Source organism: Pseudomonas viridiflava (genome assembly GCF_900184295.1).
GTDB classification, from domain to species: domain Bacteria; phylum Pseudomonadota; class Gammaproteobacteria; order Pseudomonadales; family Pseudomonadaceae; genus Aquipseudomonas; species Aquipseudomonas viridiflava.
The window spans coordinates 5,689,254-5,708,734 of record NZ_LT855380.1; the positions used below are offsets into that span (position 1 = coordinate 5,689,254).

A 19,481-nucleotide genomic window follows, 5' to 3' on the forward strand; every position below is an offset into this window, starting at 1 on the left:
CGTAGTCGGTACATATGCCACACAGCCCAAATCAACGTTTACCAAGGATACACCGCTGCCCCCGAATGCCAGAGGCGTCACACGTTCGCCTTCAGGCTGACCAGCCATTTTCATCAGACCTGACACGTCCAGTAACTACGACTGGCAAAAAATCCCGAGACGTCGGGATGATCTGCGGATCCTTTCGATACTCATACCAACCTGTTTGATCTGATGTAGTATAGTAAGCTGAATTGGAATTTTTTGGGGCGGCGATGTATCTCCGATCTCTACACATTAAAAATCTGAAACGCCTTAAAGACTTGAAATTAGATTTCAAGCAATCCAATGGAGAACCGCGCATGTGGACTGTTCTCATTGGGGAAAATGGCACAGGCAAAACCAGCATTCTTCAAGCCATCGCCTTAGCCGCAGCTGGCAGCTTGCGCGTCAATGATCTAGCCGGAAGTTCAATTACTCATCTCTTGGACAGAAGAGGTAAGAGCGCTCTCGAGATTAATGCCGACTTCCAGTTCACTCCAACATCAATAAATCAAAAGTATCACCCCGGCCTTAAGACCCCACCATTTTACGGCATGGGCTTGAGGTCAAATGTAACCCTCAAGCCAAAAGAAACCTCCATTCGCGCATCTGACAATTATGATTTCGACATATATCAGGAGATAGTTAATCCGCTCGATACAGCGAGAGCAACAGAAGCTCCAAGCTGGTTTGTAATTGGCTACGGAGTTCAGCGCGCGCTTCCTGAGGCGGGTGGGATGCCTGATCTTGCACGGGCTTCTGTGGATCGAATGAAATCGTTATTCGATTCGAGAGCAGCATTAACGAGTACGAGTTTTTTAAGCCATTTCGGTGAGCGGCAGAAAAAAGCTCTTGCTTACTCGCGAATCCTAAAAAGCACTATAATTGATACCGGCATATTACCGCTTGATATTATAAACTTGGAAATGCGGGGACAGGGAGGCGTGAAGCGCGCATCGGATCTGATAGAGAGAAACCGGTTCCATCAGAAAATGGGAACGGATACCTTTCAAGTTCCTGCTATTGCCCTCGCTCATGGCTATCAATCTACGATTGCCTGGATAGCAGATTTAGTGGGGCACATTCTCTTGGAGTCGCCAAATTCCGACCTGCAGCCCGAAGAGTTTGAAGGTTTAGTTATTATTGATGAGATAGATCTTTACCTTCATCCCAAGTGGCAATCTCAGCTGATCCCTGCACTTCGTAAAACTTTCCCAAAACTACAATTTATAGTCACAACACATAGCCCCGTCGTGCTTGCAACTCTTTCCCCGGAGGAAGTCATCAGGGTTCAGTCAGATCCGACAACAGGCGATGTCCACCGCATCACACCTGACTCAGTTACAGGTGAATGGGATGAGGTTGAGGGAGAAGCGGATCTGCACACTCAACCTGATCCACGCACCATGACCGGAACAGAAATGTATACGGAATATTTTGGATTTGACCGGTTAACGTTGAACATCAGTGGAGAGAAAATTAGGCAGTACACTGCACTGGCGAGTAGCCCCTTCCGAAATGAGCATCAGCATGCGGTAATGCTAGCGCTAAGGGCCGAACTCGAAACCGATGGCGTAGTAGATCTTATAGAGCCGGTTGCGAGAGATCATGATTAAGCTTTATCTCGGCTCGGAGCCGCAGATTCTAACTACAACTCGTGCCCAAAAATTGGCTGAGGCAATTCTGGTTTTGAATGCCCACGGGCTGAGCTCTAAAGAATTTAAGGAAGTCTTCAGTACAGGTTATCAATGCGCTCGCCCTTTTCTATTCGAAAGGCAACATAGTAAATGTGCATTTTGTGAAATTTCAAATGACGTGTGCGGAAGTCCAGTTGAACACTTCCGCCCCAAGCTGGGGGCGGACGATAAAACTAATGGAGTTTGGCGGAGGGTTTCTACACACTACTGGTGGCTAGCATGGACATGGGAAAATCTACTATTTGCCTGTGAGCGCTGCAATAACTCTGGAAATAAAGGGAATAAATTTCCCATTCGAGTTTCCGCTTCTAGGATGTTGGCTCCTTCCGCACCGTACTCTTACCCTATTCAGGATATCTACTACGACTGCGCTGCTGAAGATCGCTTGTTGATTGATCCTCGGTTAGACAACCCCATAGATCATATCCAGTGGATCCCTGTTAATCGGAAACTACACCCGAATAACTGGCAGTGGACAGTCGTAGGCTTAGATGATAGGGGTGACACCAGCATTGATGTTTTAGACCTTACGTTTCGTGCCGACAAAGTACAAAATCACCTTAAGCTTCTCGTTGGACTATGGGTAGAGGCCGACGCTCACTTCAAGGATGGTCGTCCAACTGCCGCCCAGAGGACATGGGACAGAATAATTAGCTTATATATAAGTGATCCCGCACAACCTTTCAGAAACGCTGCCTGGTGGGCTTGTAACGCCCTGTTTCCCGAAGCGGAACGTAATAGTCTTGGTCTGTCTCACCCACCTATTCCATTCGGTTGACTTAGACTTTTAATACTTAAGGGGAATCCGGACGCCTTCTCCAGCGCTAGCGTGCTTGCGAAAGTGGAAGGCAGCTCGGCTACGCTGTTTTTTCGTAAGCGGATGGCAAACACACCTTCAGAATCCCCAGATTAAGGGCGATGGTGTCCACCTAAAAATACGTGGACACCATCGCCCTCAATTCAAGGATCACCATGCGCCAGCGCACCTCTTATCCCAAACCCTTCAAGGCCCAGGTTGTTCAGGAATGCCTAAGCCCTGACGTGTCCATTGCCAGCGTGGCCCTGCGGCACGGCATCAACGCCAATCTGGTTCGCAAGTGGATACCTATCTATCGTGACCGGCAGGCCTCTGCCTTACCTGCATTTGTACCGTTGAAGTTTGAGACCGCCGTGGCGGCGCCTGCTCGGCAGGATCTAGCCCGCATCGATATCTCTTCCGGGCAGCGAACAGTCACTGTGAACTGGCCGATCTCCGACCCGGGCGGCTGTGCCCGCTTTATCAGCAGCCTCTCCCAATGATCCGCATCGACGCCATCTGGCTCGCCACCGAGCCTATGGACATGCGCGCCGGCACGGACACAGCACTGGCTCGTGTGGTCGCTGTATTTGGTGCGGCGAGGCCGCACTGCGCTTATCTGTTCGCCAACCGCCGCGCCAATCGAATGAAAGTATTGGTGCACGACGGCGTGGGTATCTGGTTGGCTGCGCGCCGCCTGAACCAAGGAAAATTCCATTGGCATGGCACGCATCGAGGCCACGAAGTTGAACTCGACCCCGAACAACTTCAAGCGCTGGTGCTGGGCCTACCTTGGCAGCGGATTGGCGCAAACGGCGTCATTACGTTGCTCTGAATCGGGTCTTTTAGCTGTGTCGAGTGGGCGGCTTTGGTAAAATCCACCCCCATGACTTCCTTGCCCGATCTCGATCAAATGACCCCCGAACAACTGCGCGCACTCGCTGCGCAGTTGCTGTCGAAAGTCGACACCATGGGCCGAGAGAGCCGCCGCGACAAAACCGTCATCGAGCAGCTCGCTCACGAGATCGCCATCCTCAAACGTCACAAGTTTGCCAAGCGCAGTGAGCAGATCAGCCCGGCGCAAGGCAGCTTGTTGGATGACTTACTCAGCACCGACCTCGAAGCCATCGACGCCGAGTTGAAAGCACTTCGTCCTACTCCAGCACCGGACGAACCACGCCAGCAGCCCAAGCGCGCACAGTTGCCACCGCAGTTCCCACGTACCGTCATTCATCACGAGCCGGAGAACACCGAGTGTGCCTGCGGCTGCCAGCTTCAGCGCGTCGGCGAAGACGTCAGCGAGAAACTGGATTACACGCCGGGCGTGTTCACGGTTGAGCAGCACGTTCGTGGCAAGTGGGCTTGCCGCCAATGCGAAACACTGACTCAAGCACCGGTGCCTGCCCAAGTGATCGACAAGGGCATCCCCACTGCCGGCTTATTGGCCCACGTGATGGTGGCCAAGTTCGCCGACCATCTTCCGCTGTACCGGCAGGAAAAGATCTTCGGCCGTGCCGGCCTGGCAATCCCCCGCTCGACGCTGGCTCAGTGGGTCGGCCAAACCGGCGTACAACTGCAGCCGCTGGTCGATGCACTACGCGAAGCCGTGTTGGCTCAGCAGGTCGTCCATGCCGATGAAACACCGGTGCAGATGCTGGCCCCGGGCGAGAAGAAAACGCACCGCGCGTATGTCTGGGCCTACTGCACCACGCCATTCTCGGCACTGAAGGCCGTGGTCTATGACTTTAGCCCCAGCCGTGCCGGCGAACATGCGCGCAACTTCCTAGGCACCTGGAACGGCAAGCTGGTGTGCGATGACTTCGCCGGCTACAAAGCCGGCTTTGAAAAGGGCATCACCGAAATCGGCTGCATGGCCCATGCCCGACGCAAGTTTTTCGACCTGCACGTGGCGAACAAAAGCCAGTTGGCCGAACAGGCGCTGCACTCCATCGGCGGGTTGTACGAAGTCGAACGGCAGGCTAAGGACATGAGTGATGAAGAGCGCTGGCGATTATGTCAGGAAATGGCGGTGCCCATCACTGAAAAGCTGCATGAGTGGATGATCGCTCAACGCGCGCTTGTGCCCGAGGGTTCGGCCACGGCCAAGGCACTGGATTACAACCTGAAACGCTGGTTGGCGCTGACTCGCTACCTGGATGATGGTGCCGTGCCCATCGACAATAACCCGGTCGAAAACACGATCAGGCCATGGGCGCTTGGCCGTTCCAACTGGCTGTTTGCTGGGTCACTGCGCAGCGGTAAACGGGCTGCGGCGATCATGAGCCTGATCCAGTCGGCACGTATGAACGGGCATGATCCGTATGCGTATCTCAAGGATGTGCTGATGCGGTTGCCGACGCAAAAGGCCTGTGGAATCGAGCAGCTACTACCGCATCAGTGGATGCCGGGCTGACCTGCGCAAGGCGTAGTCCCCGTACGCTTAAGAAATTTCTGTGCCACAGACCTGAGATCTGCCTTTACATCGGTTATCGATTATTCGATAATGGCGAGATGTTATACAGAAACTTGGACGGCTTTCCTCGTGAGGCCGTAATGCACGTAGCCCACGAGCTCAAGCGGCAAGGGAAAACGCAGGGAGAGATCGCATCCATTGTTGGTTGCAGTCAATCTACTGTGTCGATGTGGCTGCGAGAAGTTCAGCAGCATCACTACCGAGTCGATCAAGAGCAAGTGGCCTCTATCACGCGCTCTCTGTTGGAGAGGCACATTGGAAGAGAGTCCCTATGACTGAGGAAATCGAGAAACGTCTGGCTGCCTTGGAGCAGAAGTCAGTAAATCATGAAAAACGCTTGGACTCTCACGGTCAGCGCCTTCGTCGGGCAGAGGGTCGTGTGAACGCTATGCTCGTAGCACATATTCAAACAGACGTTGCTTCAGGCATGAAGTCGAAAGACGTTGCGCTTAAGCACGGCGTGAAGCCTCTTTTTGTCAGTTATGTCGCGCCAAGAAAACAGTTCGCACCAGGCGCTAAGCCAACTGTGCAGTAACTTCAAAGAATCCTGCCCTAGCAGGATTCTTGCGCTCATGGCTGAGGTGTAGGATCGAGAATCGATCCTTCATTTATCTAAAGACTGGTTCTTCGACTGACACCGGTGTGTCTATCCACTGAAAAACTGAGCTGAGTTAGCTGGCCTTGCTGGATCACCTAACCTCCATCAGGCTAGTGGAATTCTCCACGCTGCTGGGGCGCTGGCAGGAGCCGCTCAGTCTCCTCCATCCACTCTTTGAACCTGGTCGATCACGACTCGATCCATTTGCATTGCGCCGATCAGTTATTCGACCTAGACGAAGTTTATCCCCATTTAGCTCCGCACTGCAGCAACACAAGGATGTTCTGATGCGGTTGCCGACGCAGAAAGACAGTGAGATCGAGCAACTGCTGCCACATTAGTGGGTGCCGAGCTGACCTTCGCAAGACGTATTCCCCGTACGCTTACGTTTTTTCTTTGGCACGCTAAGGTGATGCTCAGCGCGACGGTGAATCCAGAGACTTGGGAAAGCATTGAGCCTGCGACATTTTCTAGTCGCCTCAGTAAATTCCATAAGTAACCAACCTGGCGATAAGCTGGGGTGCGTGCAACATCTGCCTCACTTGCTGGAAAGCGCATCAGGAATCCCAGATTCGCAACGTCAGACCTCCTTCCCATGCGAGCATCAAGCAAGCGGAGCGCGCAGACGTGCAGGATGAGCGCCCGGAGGGCCGAGACACAGCTTTCTGTGGCTCGGTTCACGCCAGCCACATCCGCCGTCAGGCGGCACGCCATCATCGCTGCGCAGCCTCGAACCAATTCAGAGGAGTCTACAATGACCAGTGATAAGCTCCGCGAGCTGGAGAGAGCAAAACGAAGGGCTCTCTGGGAGCTCGCCGCCTTCCATCCTGGTGATTCAGTAGCACTCGGTGTCTTAGCCATCCTTGACGATCTCGACGACCAGGAGCGAAGCAGCACAGCCTTCATCCATGAGCCTCTCGAGCTCAACGAGATTCGTGATTTTATCCGTCTAAAACGCCACACCTCCGGCATCGATATAGTATTGGAACTAGACATCCCCGAGCCCTGGAGAGAGCGCTTTTTACAAGCCTCCATCGGATCAACGCGACTTCCTGAAGGGCCATACGCATGTGACTGGCAGAAGTTTCTGGTTGAGTGGGAGCGTGAGATGCTGCATCTGCAAAATCACCGAGCTGCACAGGCTGGTAGTAGAGTGAAGTCAGGTTCGAGCGATGGGAAGCATCTGCCTAAGTAATAGTAAACGCTACTGCTCACCGCCAGCGCTCTAAGTCATCATCTCGACGCCTCTGGTACTCCTGTTCCTGTTCCCAGGCCAACTGGATATCGTCATCCCTGTCATTCGAATAATCTGGCCCGATGTCTCCAAAATGTATCTGTTGCATCGTTCCGACGATCTCGATCTTGCTAGGCTTCAGGCCTTGATCTAGATGCTTCCAATCGCCCCGAAAATGAATAAGAACATCGGCCTCATAACTAACTGGGCGTTCCTCGACTGTGCCACCTAGTGAGACATAATCCTTATCGATGGAGTCGTACTGACTAAACGAGAATGTTGCCATCACCTCGGTCAAAACCAACGCAGACAGGCTGAGCACCACGAGGTCGTCTTTAATGAGCACGATCCTGATTCTTGGTTTCTCGCCTACTTCAGGCTTCGCAAACTTATGGGAGAGATAGACAATCTGAAAGTCATCATATTCATAGTTGAATACGGCATTCGCTTCGATCTCTGGCATTTGTTCGGTAGTGTGGATTGCAATCGCATTGGTTATGCTCGCAAAGAGGTGACTATCGTGCTCGAGCATTCCCTCAGCCTGCAACAGGCTTATCAGCTTTGCGACCTTTGTATGGGGCTGAAACAGGGCCAGTGCCTCTGCTAAATCTCCTACAACATGTAGGTGCTGCAAATTTTGCGCAAACGCATGCCACCCTTTGTCCTTACTGACAACCACCGTCCGTTTGTTCTCACTTACGGCCCAAGCTTTGAGTGCCAACAACGCTATCGCATCGGGGAATTCATGCTTTTTATCAGAGGCGGTTTCGAAAGGAGGCTCAGCATTAAAATACATATTCATCAAATCTTGGATCTGAACTGATGAACTTGAAATGACGCGAGCGTTGATCCGCTCGTAGAAAGAATTTAGCTTCGCTTCAGCCAGTGCGGGTGCGCTCAAGACGGGGCCGAGCGAGTTTTCGGTAAAATTCTGAATATTATCAAACAGGGCATATTTTGCCAGAGTCCGAAGGTTACTCCTTGCCGCCCTTAGCGCATCAGTGATTTCAGACGCCAGATGCTTGATGCCCTCTGAGTGGATAACGTCTGGCTGAAGAATCTGTACGGGGCTCCCTTTAAACTGTTCAAGCTGCTTCAGGATACCGCCGTCAAAGTTGTAACGCTGACCTCGCAAAATATTGCTGTCGATGGAAAGCGCTGCAAAGTCCAGTGAGGGCTCCTGAGTCGTCATTCGAAACTCCGTTCTCGATTAGTTGATGCGACGTCTAGAAAGATCATCTGCCATGGCTGGAGCCTAAGGTGTCGAGTAGGACGCTGTCTAGTCGCCATCCATGCTGAGTAGTCATGGCAAGCGGAGGGCGCAGACGTGGAGGCGCGAAGCCCGGAGGGCCGAGACGCGGACTCGGTTCACAACAGACCATCCCCGGAGGGGCACGCCCAATCGCCGAGGCGGCGTATGCCAGAGGCGGAGACCGTGCTATGAGGATTTTTCGATGGGAATGACTGACGATGACGACACGGTTTATTGCGACGTGCAAATGCCTTTGGCTCAAGGTCGAGAGCTATTGCTCTTGGTTACAACACTGAGGGAGTCCAATGCCCATCCGACGCTCAACAGGGTCTTTGAGCGCATGCAGCGTGAGCTCAATATCTCCATCGATATTATTGAAAATCCGCCCTCTTGGGCCCATGGTGCCAGTGAATCGAACTCCCCAGTTTATAACCCCAGATCAGCTTCAACCCGGATTCCCCGAAGCTTCCTAGTTAGAGCTTTTGGTGGGCACCACTCAAGCGCTTTGGAAATGCACAGATGCCAGACTTCAACCTGGACATAGAGCACATCCTCAGCAGTGTCCTAAGGCATCAAACCACGCCGCCTGAGTATCTGCTTAAGAACACTGATAACGCCACGAGGATATCGACCGCGCACTTCAACATCTGAAACTGCCGCGTACTGGAAGCAACCTATATCACGGTAGTTCTCTACGACTGCATTCAGCCTACTTCGAAGCTCCTTTTTGCTCATCCTAGATGCGACCGTCCACCAGATGAGCACCACATCCTCCAGCTCCATCCCCTCTGGTGGTATGTCACCGAAGTCTTCGTAGCACTCAAGCGGAAGCAGATCCACCTTTCTACTGTGTAGACTCATCAGAGCGCCTCGTCCCAGGCATTCATCGCCTCACTCACGCTACCGAACCAGCGGAGCTCTCTATTTTGGAGGGCAGTAGCGACCTGCCTGTTTGTATTCCCGTCGACCCAAGCCGGAAGACTCTCCGTACCTCCTGAAAACAGGCTGGCTGTAGCAACAGCATAACTACCGGTCACTGGGGACTGAACGCACACGTAGCGCACGGCAGCGCCACTTGGCAGCTTACGCCAAGCCACAACCTCAATGCAGTCCTGTGGCTCCACAGAAGCTTTTACGACGCCACTCGCTTCCTGATCCACCTGAGTGCCAGTTGCGCCGTTCAGCGAGTTGCTGGGGGCTCCAGGATTGCGAACGAGATGCTTGAGCTGCTCACGTGAGGCAATGATCTGCTCGCGAATCTCTTCCGGGTCGATAGACATGCCACCCCGGTCAGTCACCGAGAGGGTCTTCAGCTTATTTGCTGCCAGGATGAACTCGCGTTCACGCTTCTGCTCCCAGTCGGGACGCCGGTCGGGAAACAACCAGGAGATTAAGTGATGGAGGTCGATCATGTGGCGCTCCGATGATGCGGATAGTAAGGCACCCCGATAGGCTATCACCCAAAGCCCCCCCTGCTCGAAACGATGGCATCTGAGCAGCCGCTGATATCGAGCACCGCTGACTCACAGCAAACAGTCGACTGGAGATGTCCGCGCCAAGCAAGCGGAGCGCGCCGGCCCGCAGGGCCAAAGGCGTGAGGATGGAAGCCCGAAGGGCCGAGACCTGGCAGCGTCAGGGCTTGGTATACGACAGCCGCTACCCGCAGGGGCACGCCCTAACTGAAAGCCTAGGATCATCAGCCCGCAGAAAACATGACGCGGTACCGCATTTCCTCATCCACAGAAAAGAAAAAACCGGCCCTAAGACCGGTCTTGTCACTCAATGCAGCAGGGGATCAAATCGATACAGGCGCCGCGATATGCGGGTGCGGATCGTAGCCCACTACCTCGAAATCTTCGAACTTGTAGTCGTAGATGGATGCAGGCTTGCGAAGCAGCTTCAGCTCAGGCAACTGACGTGGTTCACGAGTGAGCTGAGTCTTCACCTGCTCCATATGGTTGGAGTAGATGTGGACATCGCTGAGCGAGATAACGATCTCACCAACGTCGAGATCACACTGCTGTGCCAGCATGTGCGTCAGGCACGCCAAGGATGCCGTGTTGTATGGGAGCCCCAAGAAGGTGTCGGACGACCTGATGAAGAGGTGAGCCGACAGCTTGTTGTCCACAACATAGAACTGGTAAAGCAGGTGGCACGGCGGCAGCGCCATCTTGCCTTGCCGGGCATTTTCCTGAGGGCTTACCTTTTCGTCCGGCAGGTACTCCACGTTCCAACCATGGAACAGGATTCGTCGGCTATTCGGATTGGTCTTCAGCGCGTTGACGACGTAGTCGATCTGGTTGATCGTGCCGCCATCTTTGGTTGGCCAAGCTGTCCACTGCTTACCGTAAACAGGCCCGAGGTCACCTTCTTCGGTAGCCCACTCGTTCCAAATCTTGACGCCGTTCTCATTGAGCCATCTGACGTTGGTATCGCCGCCAAGGAACCAAATAAGCTCATTAACAATGCTTTTGAAATGCAGTTTCTTTGTTGTGAGCAAAGGAAAGCCTTTCGACAGGTCATGGCGGAATTGCCTGCCAAATACGCTTATCGTACCAGTACCCGTGCGGTCGCCCTTCTGAGCGCCGTTTTCGAGAACGTCACCCAGTAGATCCAGATAGCTTTTCATGAATTCTTTTCCGCCTGCTCAGATTGCAAGACATCGATTACTCGTTTGAGTCTAGCAATTTCACCATTCAGCTCCAACAGCTTGCTGTCTCGCTCCGCTCGGAAGGCCTCATATTCAGAGATCGTACCCTTGATGAAATTAACACGAGCACCAAGCTGCTCTGCGCGGTCATTGGCCTTGAGGTACTGATCGAACCAGTGCAGCACTTCGCGTCGCGAGGCCTCTAGCTTGGAGGTCAGCACGCTCAACGGATCGGCAGCTTTTTCTTTCACCAGGCGCTGACGAATCGCAGCGACTACACGATCTTCCTTGATCGCTTTAAGCCGCTGAATAGGCCACAGGCGCTGGCGTAATGTATTACGGTGGATTCCAGTAATCCGACTAAGCTCAGCAACCGTTGCCTTGATGGAGCTATCGGAGCCGATAGCCATCAAACCGTCAGTTATGATCCCGGTGTTCTTATCAAAGTCTTCTTGATTCTTGGAGTCAAAAGCCTGGACATGCGTCGAGGAATCGATCATTCATCCACCTCAATTCCAAGTGAACGGAGTACCATTCGAGCCTCGTCCATCGCGGCTTTGTAATGGCCCACGCTGTGCTGCAAACGAGGGTCGGCCATCGAGCGCTTGTTTTGCAGGTACACATTTTTCCAGGCTGGAGCATGCGCCTCAGTCACAACGGAATTTTTGCACCGATAAGGGTTGCATCGCAGCCCCCCAATGCATGGAAGACTGGCGTCGAATCCCTCCTGCCGCTTGCCGTAGCAAAAACCCTGTCCGACGTTGATGACCGCAATATGCTGCTCTGTCATCGCCTCGTAGACCTCATCATCGGTATAACCAGCTGCCATATAACCTGCGAACGCCTGTTTTAGGTTCGCCTTGTGCTCCGCAGCATTGGCACCAGCGTAATTACCATTGGGGTTATACATAGTCTTCACGCATTCAAGCTCCGCTTGGTGTCGGATCAGGTTTTTACCTTTGAATCGATTATTGCCTTTCGCAAGCATGTCTCCGATTTCGCCATAGGCAAGCGTGGTCTTACTAAAACCCTTTCCAAACCCCGGACGCCCTACTAGGTCGCCAAAATGTTTAAGTTGGTGAGAAATAAACGGAAGACCAACGTCCGCACGATACAGCTGATAAGCTAACGTATGACGCAGCATATAGGGATAAAAGCCTAACTCCTCCACCTCTTCAGGTGACATGAACCCACTGAAGAAAGAGCGGGTGGGTTCTCCAAAACCCGTCGAAGAAAGGGGGTCTGCGTCTTCACCACACTGGACGGTTTGTACGCTCGAAAAAACGTACGGATTTTGTTTGATTTTACTTAGAATGATGCTAACCCTTATTGCATCTCGAACGATAGGAATCGCGACCCAATAGTCATCAAACAAACCAACCAAATTATCCTGATGCTTTTCTACACGGCCTTCCAAAAGCCAGCAGCCTGCCTCTTTGTCCTCCCTGAGACAGCTATCAGCAATAAGCCTAACTAATTCCCCCGGCCTCATACCTGTAAACTGAGCCACGAGATACATGCAGCTATAACCTACATAATTTAGATACTGCTGAAAATCTCTGTCGTATTTAGAGCCAACCCACGCCGAACACATCTTACGATAGGTGACAACATTGCTACTTGCGAACAGATCATCGATCACATCTTCGCCTTCAGGCCACATATCTTTGATGTAATCAAGAGGATAGCCTGCCTTAAATAATCGCATTGCCATATAAACGTTCAGCTTTAACGGACTGAGCTCATTATCCTTACCCTGGAAGAACTGCTTATTATTGCGAATCTCCAACACAGAGTTATCAATAATAGGGTGCCCTAAAGCATCAAGAAAATCTACGACAACCATTGAAGCGATGTGGGACGAGTGCTCGAAAAGCTCATTGGGAAGTACAGTGTTTGACTTGGCTTTCTTTTCGCTGTCTGGCTTCTTTCCATTGCCCAGTCGAGCCCAAGGTAACTGATCAAGGTCAACCACAGGCATAGCCTCAGGAAAAAGAGTACCTTGAAGCGATAATGACCGAAGCACCTTGAAAAAGCCTTCTACCAAGGAATCATACACAAACTCAAAGCTTTCTGCCGCCAGTGTATAATACGAAGAAGGCACGAAAGACAGCGATTGCATAGTACGGTCGATGTATTCATCGCCTAAATCTAGCCGAAGCACCGCATAAAGCTGATCTACGAACTTCAGCCCCCGATCCACAACAGCAGCAACCGTCTGGGCTTTGAGAACTTTTGCTGCCTTTTTCCGGTTAGCTTCTTTTACAACCAGAACACCTGGCGCCTGAGAGTACAAAAGAGTGGCACATTTTAATTCCAGCATAACCACATCTGGAATGTGTACATAACGAGAAAAATCAATCTTAAGACGAACGCCTCGCAGGAGCCTTGAGACATTGGGATTATCTTCATTGAAATCCCAAACGGCGTCCTTGAATACAGACAGCTTGGAGACTGGAACGCTATCCAAAGCCTCCAGAATAGCAATTGCCTGCAAGGACTCGTAGTCATCAACGACGCGCTGGGAGTTCTGCATAACCGCAAGTGCGACTCGATTGAACTGCCCAAGGGACAGAATCGAACCCACCAGTTGCTCACTAAGAATCATACCCCCACCCCGTCGATCAAAATGGTAGTCTCAATGTAATCAGACAACCGCTGAGCATTATGCAACTCCTCCTCTGAGAAATCAGAAGTCTCAGGGTCGAGCATACCCTCAAGCAACGACATATTTTCTTTAACTACAAACCCATAAGGTGTATCCATCACTCGAGACACCTCTACTAAGCGAGCATAGTCCCTGTACATCGCATATAACTGCGGCAGATGCGCAACTGTGATGATCGAATTATCACAGGACAAACATTTATTATACATAGCGCAGGGTGTACCTGGGACATATGAAGCAAGAGACCTGACAAACTCGGGAGGATTGAAAATATTCACACAGTCCGCAAGTGGAGTCTTAAAAACAACCCTGGGGGCCATCGCGGCCTCCGGCTCCGGTTTGCTATCCGAATCAGTTAAGTCCACAGCATGAATTCGCTCATAACTCCCGACTGCGCCTTCATGGATAGAGGTAATAGCCTCATTCAGCTTTTTTCTAGCAAATCGATTGAAGTCCATTCGATCAAAATAGGCAATTGTGGTTCGCAACTTAGCATGCCCAAGAATCACCTGAATCTCTCTGGGTGACACTCCTTTTTCTAAAAGCTCACTAATAAAGCTTGGACGTAAGCGTGAAGCCGACAGTCTCAGCGGTTCCCCATTGTCATCAAGAAGCGCTTTGGCTTTGGCGTATTCTGAGAACAGGCGAGAAACTATGCTAACTTTAGAGGTGGCAAGGCTTTTAATTTCACCATAGGAACTTGGCCCCGACGACTGCCAAATGAACAGCTTATTGGCAATATCTTCAGGTGCACTAGAGCGAAAGCGGCTAGTCAGCGCTTTAACATCCTCAAATATTTTCGCAACCTCATTTGACTGAGCTGAAGTTAACCACGTAATTTCAGCTTGCATCAAATCCAGGGGGTAAAGCTTTTCCCCCACCGAACGCTCCTTCCAATATCTCAAGCATGGACGCTTTGTGAAAGGGTGGTATGGAGCATAGTCATCTAAATCAAGCCACTTAAGGGAGTCAGCATTAAGCCCGGTCACTTGAGCAAGTTTGATCACATAAGGAGTGATGACACTATTATCAACGCGCTGAAGAACACCCCAAGAATGATATACAGCTTCAACACTACCAGCCAACCTATTAATGGTTTTGGCGAATGACGAGGCGTAGCCAGGCACACTCAATTGCTCAGCGGTAGGTGGAGTAGAGTTCAACCGGTTCTCAAAAACCCAACGCATGTTTTCGAGAGTGGCGTAACCACGCACGATCTTACTTTGATCCGCCTCATAGGGATCAACGCCTACTCCAGAGACCTTATAAGGTTGAGAGAGGCGGTCATAAAGGTCAATATCATCATTCACACAGAGTGCAATCCGCTCACGCTCCGAAGGAGTGTAAGGAATGTACATATCTGTAACGCGAACAGGATCAAATCCTTCCACGTCGTAGAAGTTGAAATCTTCTCCACCTGAAATGCCTTGGAGCGACTTAAGCGTGATGCGGACTTTACTTAAAATCCCATTAGCGGTACTAGGTGCCAACTCCTTTTCCACTATGAGTTCAACCAGACAAGCACGGAATCGAACGAGGCTGTAAGCGCCTACAGCCTCAAACAGGCCTTCGGCACCAGAGCAACCTAGGCCTTTGAGAAATCGAATGAAGTATGAGAAGGCAAACATTCCCGCCTTCCACTCGTCGTAAAAAGAAGTGGCGTAGGCGAACAGATGCTTGATAGTTTGGAAGGGAAAGCTCGACGATGATGCTTCAAGCTCATTGACATTATTTACGCGCAAATTCAACAGACGCCGAAAGTCAAGAGTTTCTGGGCTGGCCACTGTTACAGACTTGGCGACACCATCAGCCCCCCTGTCTTTAACAGGTTCATAATCAACAGCAAGGTATCCAGATTCCAGATGTTGAGTATTGATCTTCTCAAGGGCCGCCTTTACAGCCGGGTAGTCCACTAACTTTCCAAGAGTAGCAAATTTCCTCTCCTGTCTTGCCAGAGACCGGACGCCGATTTTATTTCCAAATGTTGGAATCGCTTTTTTCTCATCATCAGTAAGATTTCCGTACCAACCCAGCAGCTTTAGCGACCAATTAAGTCCGGCGACAGACTGCTCCTCAAGACTCAAGTAACCGTCCACAAACAGCTGCGTGATCAAACACCTTTCACTGAGTGCGAATAGCTCTAACTCCTCACACAAGCCATGTTCAGCAATGTACGCATCAGTGAGGTAAAGTTCGTCATCATACTGATCACGTTCCAGCTCTAAGCTGCAAAGATTGAAGGCGGAATCCTTGGTGGCGTTGTACCAAGCAATTACACGTCCTTTGTCTAGGATGGTGGGAGTCATTTTTTCATCCTGATATCGATACGAACGGCAGTGTTCTTCCACAGCTGAGCCATAGTCTCGGCTTTTGTAAGCAGGACTGATTCATTGCCGCATAGAGCTCGATACATATCCTGAGGGATGTGCGTGTAGATATCCGTTGTATCAGGGCGATCATGTCCCAGAGACATTTGAACAATGACCATCTGATCCAGAATGTCTTTGCCAATGTCTGGGCTGTTCAAAATAGCGTAAGCATGGCCATGCCTGAGTTTATGCGGTGCAACAGACCTCTCGAGGCGCTTGAACTTCACTCCTCGCTCGGAGATACGTTCCAGGAGGGCACTAATCGCATCTGCATTGAATGGATCACCATTAGCATTAAAGAATGCAGGCGTCTTCTCAGGGCTCTCATAACGCGCCGCATAACGCTTGTACAGGGGCGTAGCGTGATACTTCTTGATTCTGTCGAGAGTTGGCCTACTGACAATAGAATATCGCTGCTTGGTTTCCCCTCCCCTGCCCTTGCTACCCTCTACAAACAGCGGGCAATAAACTGGCACTTCAGGAACGGTTTTTGAATCAACGATCATCTGTTCTCGTGAGAAACGAAGCGCTTTGTTAATAGCGTCGAGTGTAATACGACCTACCTCAGACCGCCGAAGTCCCGCATCGAAAATGAATTGCAGCAGTGCCCGTTCGCGCTCGTTCTTAGTAGAGAGTACAAGAGCTTCCAGCTCTTGAGGTGAGCAGGCTTTTACGAGCTTTCTTTTGGGAGATGGAGAAATGAATCCAGCTGCATATGGATTATTCTTTCTTCGTACCTCTTGATCGTCAGAGCGAACGCAAAGGAACTTGTTATAGAAAGTCCGGTAACAGGCATCCCGATTACGAATGGTAACCGAGTCGATCCCGTACACCCTGCGCAGATCAACAATATATGCTGCAATAGTAGGCCGTTTGACGGTCAACAGAATTTCATCTGAAGAACATCCATCAAACTCTGGCAACCGGCTTAAGTGGTCAACCAGGTAGCCTAGGTTTCGGCCATAGGTTTTGACCGAAGGAAAGGAAAGCTTTTTGGTCTGGGATGCCTTAGTGAGAAACTCAGACACCAGCGGCAGGATTCTTTCGTGATCGTCAAAGACCGCGCACCCAATGACTGTTACCTTCCCCTCAACCACCTGGGTCTCGTCGTTTAGCGGCGACGCTCTGAGATCAAGCTCTACGCCTTCTGATACTACTACCGTCACACCCACCCCCTTTCGACAAGGCGGCACATACTATTCAGAATGTGCAGATTGTCAACGTCCAGATAAAATCGCAGGAGTAGGCAAATTTTTTTACGCAGCGGTTAGGTACTGTGCATTTTTCTGACCGCCTGATAAAAGACCCAGATCGTTCGAACGGATGTAGAGGGTCAGCGAGATTTCACGCGTCTGCGGGTTCGGATGCAACTGGTACAGCAGGTGGCAAGGCGGCAGCGCCATCTCATCCAGCTGTGCACAGTTCCAGCCGTGGAACAGAATCCGGCGGCTGCCTGGATCGTTGATGATGGTGTCGACGCACTGGCGAATCTGGTCGATGGCCTTGTACAGCACCACGAACGCCTGGCCGTCTTCTTCGGATTCGGCAATCTGGCGATAACCCTGACCGAGCGCCAGTTCAATCGCGGCAACATTGGCCGCATCGATGCGCTTGCAGGCAGGCCATTTGCGCCACTGCACGCCGTAGATCTCGCCCAGATCATCCTCGCCCTTGCGGAACGGGTTGTTCAGCCACTGAGCGTTTTCGTTGGCGTTCTGGTCCCAGACCTTGCAGCCCAGCTCGCGGAATTCGGCCGCATTGCTCACGCCACGCAGAAAACCGACCATCTCGCCGATGGCCGACTTGAATGCCATACGACGCGTGGTGATTGCCGGGAAACCTTCCTGCAAGTCGTAACGCAGCATCGCACCCGGAAAGCTGATGGTGTTCACGCCGGTACGGTTGGACTGCAAGGTCCCGTGCTTGATCACATGTGCGACCAGTTCCAGATATTGCTTCATAAATCACCTGCTTTGTTGAAAGCGCCGCACGCGAGCATGCGGCGTTTCGGTGTCAGACCGCTGCGTTGGTAGACGCCGGAGCGCGCTTGTAGGCCAGCCAGATCAGGAACAGACCGGCGATGATCATCGGCAGACTCAGGATCTGACCCATGGTGACCCAGCCCCACGCCAGATAGCCCAGCTGTGCGTCCGGCACCCGGACGAACTCGACCACAAAACGGAAAATGCCGTAAAACAGCGCGAACATGCCGGAAACGGCCATGGTCGGGCGGGGTTTACGCGCATAAAGATTAAGGATGATAAACAGTGCCACACCTTCGAGTGCGAACTGATACAGCTGCGACGGATGGCGCGCCAGTTGCGCAGGGTCGCTGAACGGCGGGAACACCATTGCCCACGGCACATCGGTCGGCTTGCCCCACAGCTCGGCATTGATGAAGTTGCCGATACGCCCGGCACCCAGGCCGATCGGCACCAGCGGTGCAACGAAGTCCATCAACTGGAAGAAGCTTTTGCCGTTGCGCTTGCCGAACCACCAGGCCGCGATCATGACGCCGACAAAGCCACCGTGGAACGCCATGCCGCCTTTCCAGACCTCGAAGATCAGCAATGGATTGGCGATATAGGCCGACAGGTCGTAGAACAGCACATAGCCCAGCCGTCCGCCGACGATCACGCCCATGGCCAGCCAGAAAATCAGGTCGGAAAGTTTTTCCTTGGTCCAGGTCGGATCGAATGCGTTCAAGCGACGTGACGCCAGCAGCCAGGCACCACCGATGCCGACCAGGTACATCAAACCGTACCAGTGAATTTGCAGCGGGCCGATGGCAACGGCTACCGGGTCAATCTGCGGGTAAGGCAGCATTGCGTATCCTCAATTGGAACGCCCGTGCGGGCGACTGAATCAGGCGGGCATGTTACCGGAGCCCGGCCGGTTGCTCTAGCGGCCACCGGACAAAGCTGCGTACAGTTCAGGAAAAAAGGAGAACCGAATGTGTCTGATCGTATTCGCCTGGCGGCCGTCTCAGGCCAAGCCGCTGATTGTGGCGGCCAATCGTGACGAATTCTATGCGCGCCCTACCCGGCCACTGAGCCAGTGGGAGGACATGCCGAACGTTTATGCAGGACGGGACCTGGAAGCCGGCGGCACCTGGATGGGCATTGGTGCCCAGGGACGCTTTGCCGCTGTGACCAATATTCGTGATCCGGGCCAGACTTTGGGCCTGCGTTCGCGTGGCGAGCTGGTGGCTAAGTTTCTGGCAGGTGAGCAATCGCCCGAGGATTACGTGGCCGAAATGGCTGCGCGCGCCAGTGAATACACGGGTTTCAACCTGCTGGCGGGTGACGCAGCGCAGTTGTATTACCTGAACTCGACCAACCCGACGCCCCGGTTGCTGGGCGAAGGCGTGTACGGGCTGTCCAACGCAGGCCTGAACACGCCCTGGCCCAAACTGCTCAAGGCCAGAGCAGCACTGACAGCGCAATTGGATGACCCTCGGCCCGAACGATTACTGGACCTGCTGAAGGATCCGCAGCCTGCCGCAGACGCCGAGCTGCCTGAAACCGGCGTGGGCCTTGCCACCGAGAAGCTGCTGTCCAGCGTGTTCATCGCCAGCCCCAACTACGGCACCCGCGCCAGCACCGTACTGATCGTCAACGCCGACGGCACACGGCAGATGATCGAACACAGCTTCGGGCCGCAGGGTGGGCGGTTGGGTGAGGTTGAGTTGAGCGTATAGCTGACGCAGAACGTCCTGGGAGG

16 protein-coding genes and 2 pseudogenes are annotated in these 19,481 nt (G+C 52.4%); 9 read left to right on the forward strand and 9 right to left on the reverse strand.

Features of this window, described 5'->3' with window-relative positions:
- Window positions 1-254: 254 nt before the first annotated feature.
- The 7 genes from CFBP1590_RS25500 (at window position 255) to CFBP1590_RS25530 (ending at window position 6,780) form a co-directional block, all read left to right on the forward strand.
- Window positions 255-1,637, forward strand: coding sequence for an AAA family ATPase (locus CFBP1590_RS25500; protein WP_088236176.1), 1,383 nt, complete (start codon window positions 255-257; stop codon window positions 1,635-1,637).
- Window positions 1,630-2,496 carry an HNH endonuclease family protein gene (locus tag CFBP1590_RS27745; RefSeq protein WP_145958189.1) on the forward strand — a complete coding sequence of 289 codons (867 nt, stop codon included), beginning with the start codon at window positions 1,630-1,632 and terminating at the stop codon, window positions 2,494-2,496. Before CFBP1590_RS25500 ends, CFBP1590_RS27745 begins: the two co-directional genes overlap by 8 nt.
- Window positions 2,497-2,690: 194 nt before the next feature.
- Window positions 2,691-3,017, forward strand: a complete 327-nt coding sequence (tnpA, locus tag CFBP1590_RS25505) for an IS66-like element accessory protein TnpA (RefSeq protein ID WP_088236177.1) — start codon at window positions 2,691-2,693, stop codon at window positions 3,015-3,017.
- Window positions 3,014-3,349 (forward strand): IS66 family insertion sequence element accessory protein TnpB, encoded by a 336-nt coding sequence (gene tnpB / locus CFBP1590_RS25510; protein ID WP_145958190.1) that lies wholly within the window; start codon window positions 3,014-3,016, stop codon window positions 3,347-3,349. The genes tnpA and tnpB overlap by 4 nt, the downstream gene beginning before the upstream one ends.
- A gap of 51 nt (window positions 3,350-3,400) precedes the next feature.
- Window positions 3,401-4,927: an IS66 family transposase gene (gene tnpC, locus CFBP1590_RS25515; RefSeq protein WP_088236178.1), complete on the forward strand. Its 1,527-nt coding sequence runs from the start codon at window positions 3,401-3,403 to the stop codon at window positions 4,925-4,927.
- Between the two features lie 331 nt (window positions 4,928-5,258).
- Complete coding sequence (locus CFBP1590_RS25525) at window positions 5,259-5,522, forward strand: hypothetical protein (RefSeq protein ID WP_088236180.1); 264 nt, start codon at window positions 5,259-5,261, stop codon at window positions 5,520-5,522.
- An 817-nt stretch (window positions 5,523-6,339) separates the two neighbouring features.
- Window positions 6,340-6,780, forward strand: coding sequence for a hypothetical protein (locus tag CFBP1590_RS25530; protein WP_088236475.1), 441 nt, complete (start codon window positions 6,340-6,342; stop codon window positions 6,778-6,780).
- 16 nt (window positions 6,781-6,796) lie between these two features.
- On the opposite strand, the gene CFBP1590_RS25535 is transcribed toward CFBP1590_RS25530, so the two are convergent.
- Window positions 6,797-8,011: a PIN domain-containing protein gene (locus CFBP1590_RS25535; RefSeq protein WP_088236181.1), complete on the reverse strand. Its 1,215-nt coding sequence runs from the start codon at window positions 8,009-8,011 to the stop codon at window positions 6,797-6,799.
- Between the two features lie 262 nt (window positions 8,012-8,273).
- Here CFBP1590_RS25535 and CFBP1590_RS28200 point away from each other — a divergent pair.
- Window positions 8,274-8,482, forward strand: a pseudogene (locus CFBP1590_RS28200) (hypothetical protein).
- Between the two features lie 449 nt (window positions 8,483-8,931).
- Here CFBP1590_RS28200 and CFBP1590_RS25550 read toward each other — a convergent pair.
- The 8 genes and pseudogenes from CFBP1590_RS25550 to lgt form a co-directional block, all read right to left on the reverse strand.
- A complete protein-coding gene (locus tag CFBP1590_RS25550; RefSeq protein WP_088236183.1) occupies window positions 8,932-9,483 on the reverse strand; it encodes a hypothetical protein in 552 nt (183 codons plus the stop codon).
- A gap of 383 nt (window positions 9,484-9,866) precedes the next feature.
- Complete coding sequence (locus CFBP1590_RS25555) at window positions 9,867-10,700, reverse strand: thymidylate synthase (RefSeq protein WP_088236184.1); 834 nt, start codon at window positions 10,698-10,700, stop codon at window positions 9,867-9,869.
- Window positions 10,697-11,221, reverse strand: a complete 525-nt coding sequence (locus CFBP1590_RS25560; protein ID WP_057429683.1) for a hypothetical protein — start codon at window positions 11,219-11,221, stop codon at window positions 10,697-10,699. The genes CFBP1590_RS25555 and CFBP1590_RS25560 overlap by 4 nt, the downstream gene beginning before the upstream one ends.
- Window positions 11,218-13,329 carry a site-specific integrase gene (locus CFBP1590_RS28205; RefSeq protein WP_231991780.1) on the reverse strand — a complete coding sequence of 704 codons (2,112 nt, stop codon included), beginning with the start codon at window positions 13,327-13,329 and terminating at the stop codon, window positions 11,218-11,220. The genes CFBP1590_RS25560 and CFBP1590_RS28205 overlap by 4 nt, the downstream gene beginning before the upstream one ends.
- Window positions 13,326-15,695, reverse strand: coding sequence for a tyrosine-type recombinase/integrase (locus CFBP1590_RS25570; protein ID WP_088236185.1), 2,370 nt, complete (start codon window positions 15,693-15,695; stop codon window positions 13,326-13,328). Before CFBP1590_RS25570 ends, CFBP1590_RS28205 begins: the two co-directional genes overlap by 4 nt.
- Entirely contained in the window at window positions 15,692-16,924 is a 1,233-nt protein-coding gene (locus tag CFBP1590_RS25575) for a tyrosine-type recombinase/integrase (RefSeq protein WP_057429684.1), read from the reverse strand. The genes CFBP1590_RS25570 and CFBP1590_RS25575 overlap by 4 nt, the downstream gene beginning before the upstream one ends.
- A gap of 135 nt (window positions 16,925-17,059) precedes the next feature.
- Window positions 17,060-17,719: pseudogene (gene thyA / locus CFBP1590_RS25580) on the reverse strand (thymidylate synthase); the annotation flags it as partial.
- A gap of 52 nt (window positions 17,720-17,771) precedes the next feature.
- On the reverse strand, window positions 17,772-18,584 hold the full coding sequence (gene lgt / locus CFBP1590_RS25585) for a prolipoprotein diacylglyceryl transferase (protein WP_004882818.1): 813 nt from the start codon (window positions 18,582-18,584) through the stop codon (window positions 17,772-17,774).
- Between the two features lie 127 nt (window positions 18,585-18,711).
- Here lgt and CFBP1590_RS25590 point away from each other — a divergent pair, with 127 nt between their 5' ends.
- Window positions 18,712-19,458 (forward strand): NRDE family protein, encoded by a 747-nt coding sequence (locus CFBP1590_RS25590; protein WP_058432674.1) that lies wholly within the window; start codon window positions 18,712-18,714, stop codon window positions 19,456-19,458.
- The last annotated feature ends 23 nt before the right edge of the window (window positions 19,459-19,481 follow it).

What these genes read in the sequence shown, in the direction of transcription:
- CFBP1590_RS25500 (WP_088236176.1), top strand. Translation starts at nt 255, where the DNA reads ATGTATCTCCGATCTCTACACATTAAAAATCTGAAACGCCTTAAAGAC.
- CFBP1590_RS27745 (WP_145958189.1), top strand. Translation starts at nt 1,630, where the DNA reads ATGATTAAGCTTTATCTCGGCTCGGAGCCGCAGATTCTAACTACAACT.
- tnpA (WP_088236177.1), top strand. Translation starts at nt 2,691, where the DNA reads ATGCGCCAGCGCACCTCTTATCCCAAACCCTTCAAGGCCCAGGTTGTT.
- tnpB (WP_145958190.1), top strand. Translation starts at nt 3,014, where the DNA reads ATGATCCGCATCGACGCCATCTGGCTCGCCACCGAGCCTATGGACATG.
- tnpC (WP_088236178.1), top strand. Translation starts at nt 3,401, where the DNA reads ATGACTTCCTTGCCCGATCTCGATCAAATGACCCCCGAACAACTGCGC.
- CFBP1590_RS25525 (WP_088236180.1), top strand. Translation starts at nt 5,259, where the DNA reads ATGACTGAGGAAATCGAGAAACGTCTGGCTGCCTTGGAGCAGAAGTCA.
- CFBP1590_RS25530 (WP_088236475.1), top strand. Translation starts at nt 6,340, where the DNA reads ATGACCAGTGATAAGCTCCGCGAGCTGGAGAGAGCAAAACGAAGGGCT.
- CFBP1590_RS25535 (WP_088236181.1), bottom strand. Translation starts at nt 8,011, where the DNA reads ATGACGACTCAGGAGCCCTCACTGGACTTTGCAGCGCTTTCCATCGAC.
- CFBP1590_RS25550 (WP_088236183.1), bottom strand. Translation starts at nt 9,483, where the DNA reads ATGATCGACCTCCATCACTTAATCTCCTGGTTGTTTCCCGACCGGCGT.
- CFBP1590_RS25555 (WP_088236184.1), bottom strand. Translation starts at nt 10,700, where the DNA reads ATGAAAAGCTATCTGGATCTACTGGGTGACGTTCTCGAAAACGGCGCT.
- CFBP1590_RS25560 (WP_057429683.1), bottom strand. Translation starts at nt 11,221, where the DNA reads ATGATCGATTCCTCGACGCATGTCCAGGCTTTTGACTCCAAGAATCAA.
- CFBP1590_RS28205 (WP_231991780.1), bottom strand. Translation starts at nt 13,329, where the DNA reads ATGATTCTTAGTGAGCAACTGGTGGGTTCGATTCTGTCCCTTGGGCAG.
- CFBP1590_RS25570 (WP_088236185.1), bottom strand. Translation starts at nt 15,695, where the DNA reads ATGACTCCCACCATCCTAGACAAAGGACGTGTAATTGCTTGGTACAAC.
- lgt (WP_004882818.1), bottom strand. Translation starts at nt 18,584, where the DNA reads ATGCTGCCTTACCCGCAGATTGACCCGGTAGCCGTTGCCATCGGCCCG.
- CFBP1590_RS25590 (WP_058432674.1), top strand. Translation starts at nt 18,712, where the DNA reads ATGTGTCTGATCGTATTCGCCTGGCGGCCGTCTCAGGCCAAGCCGCTG.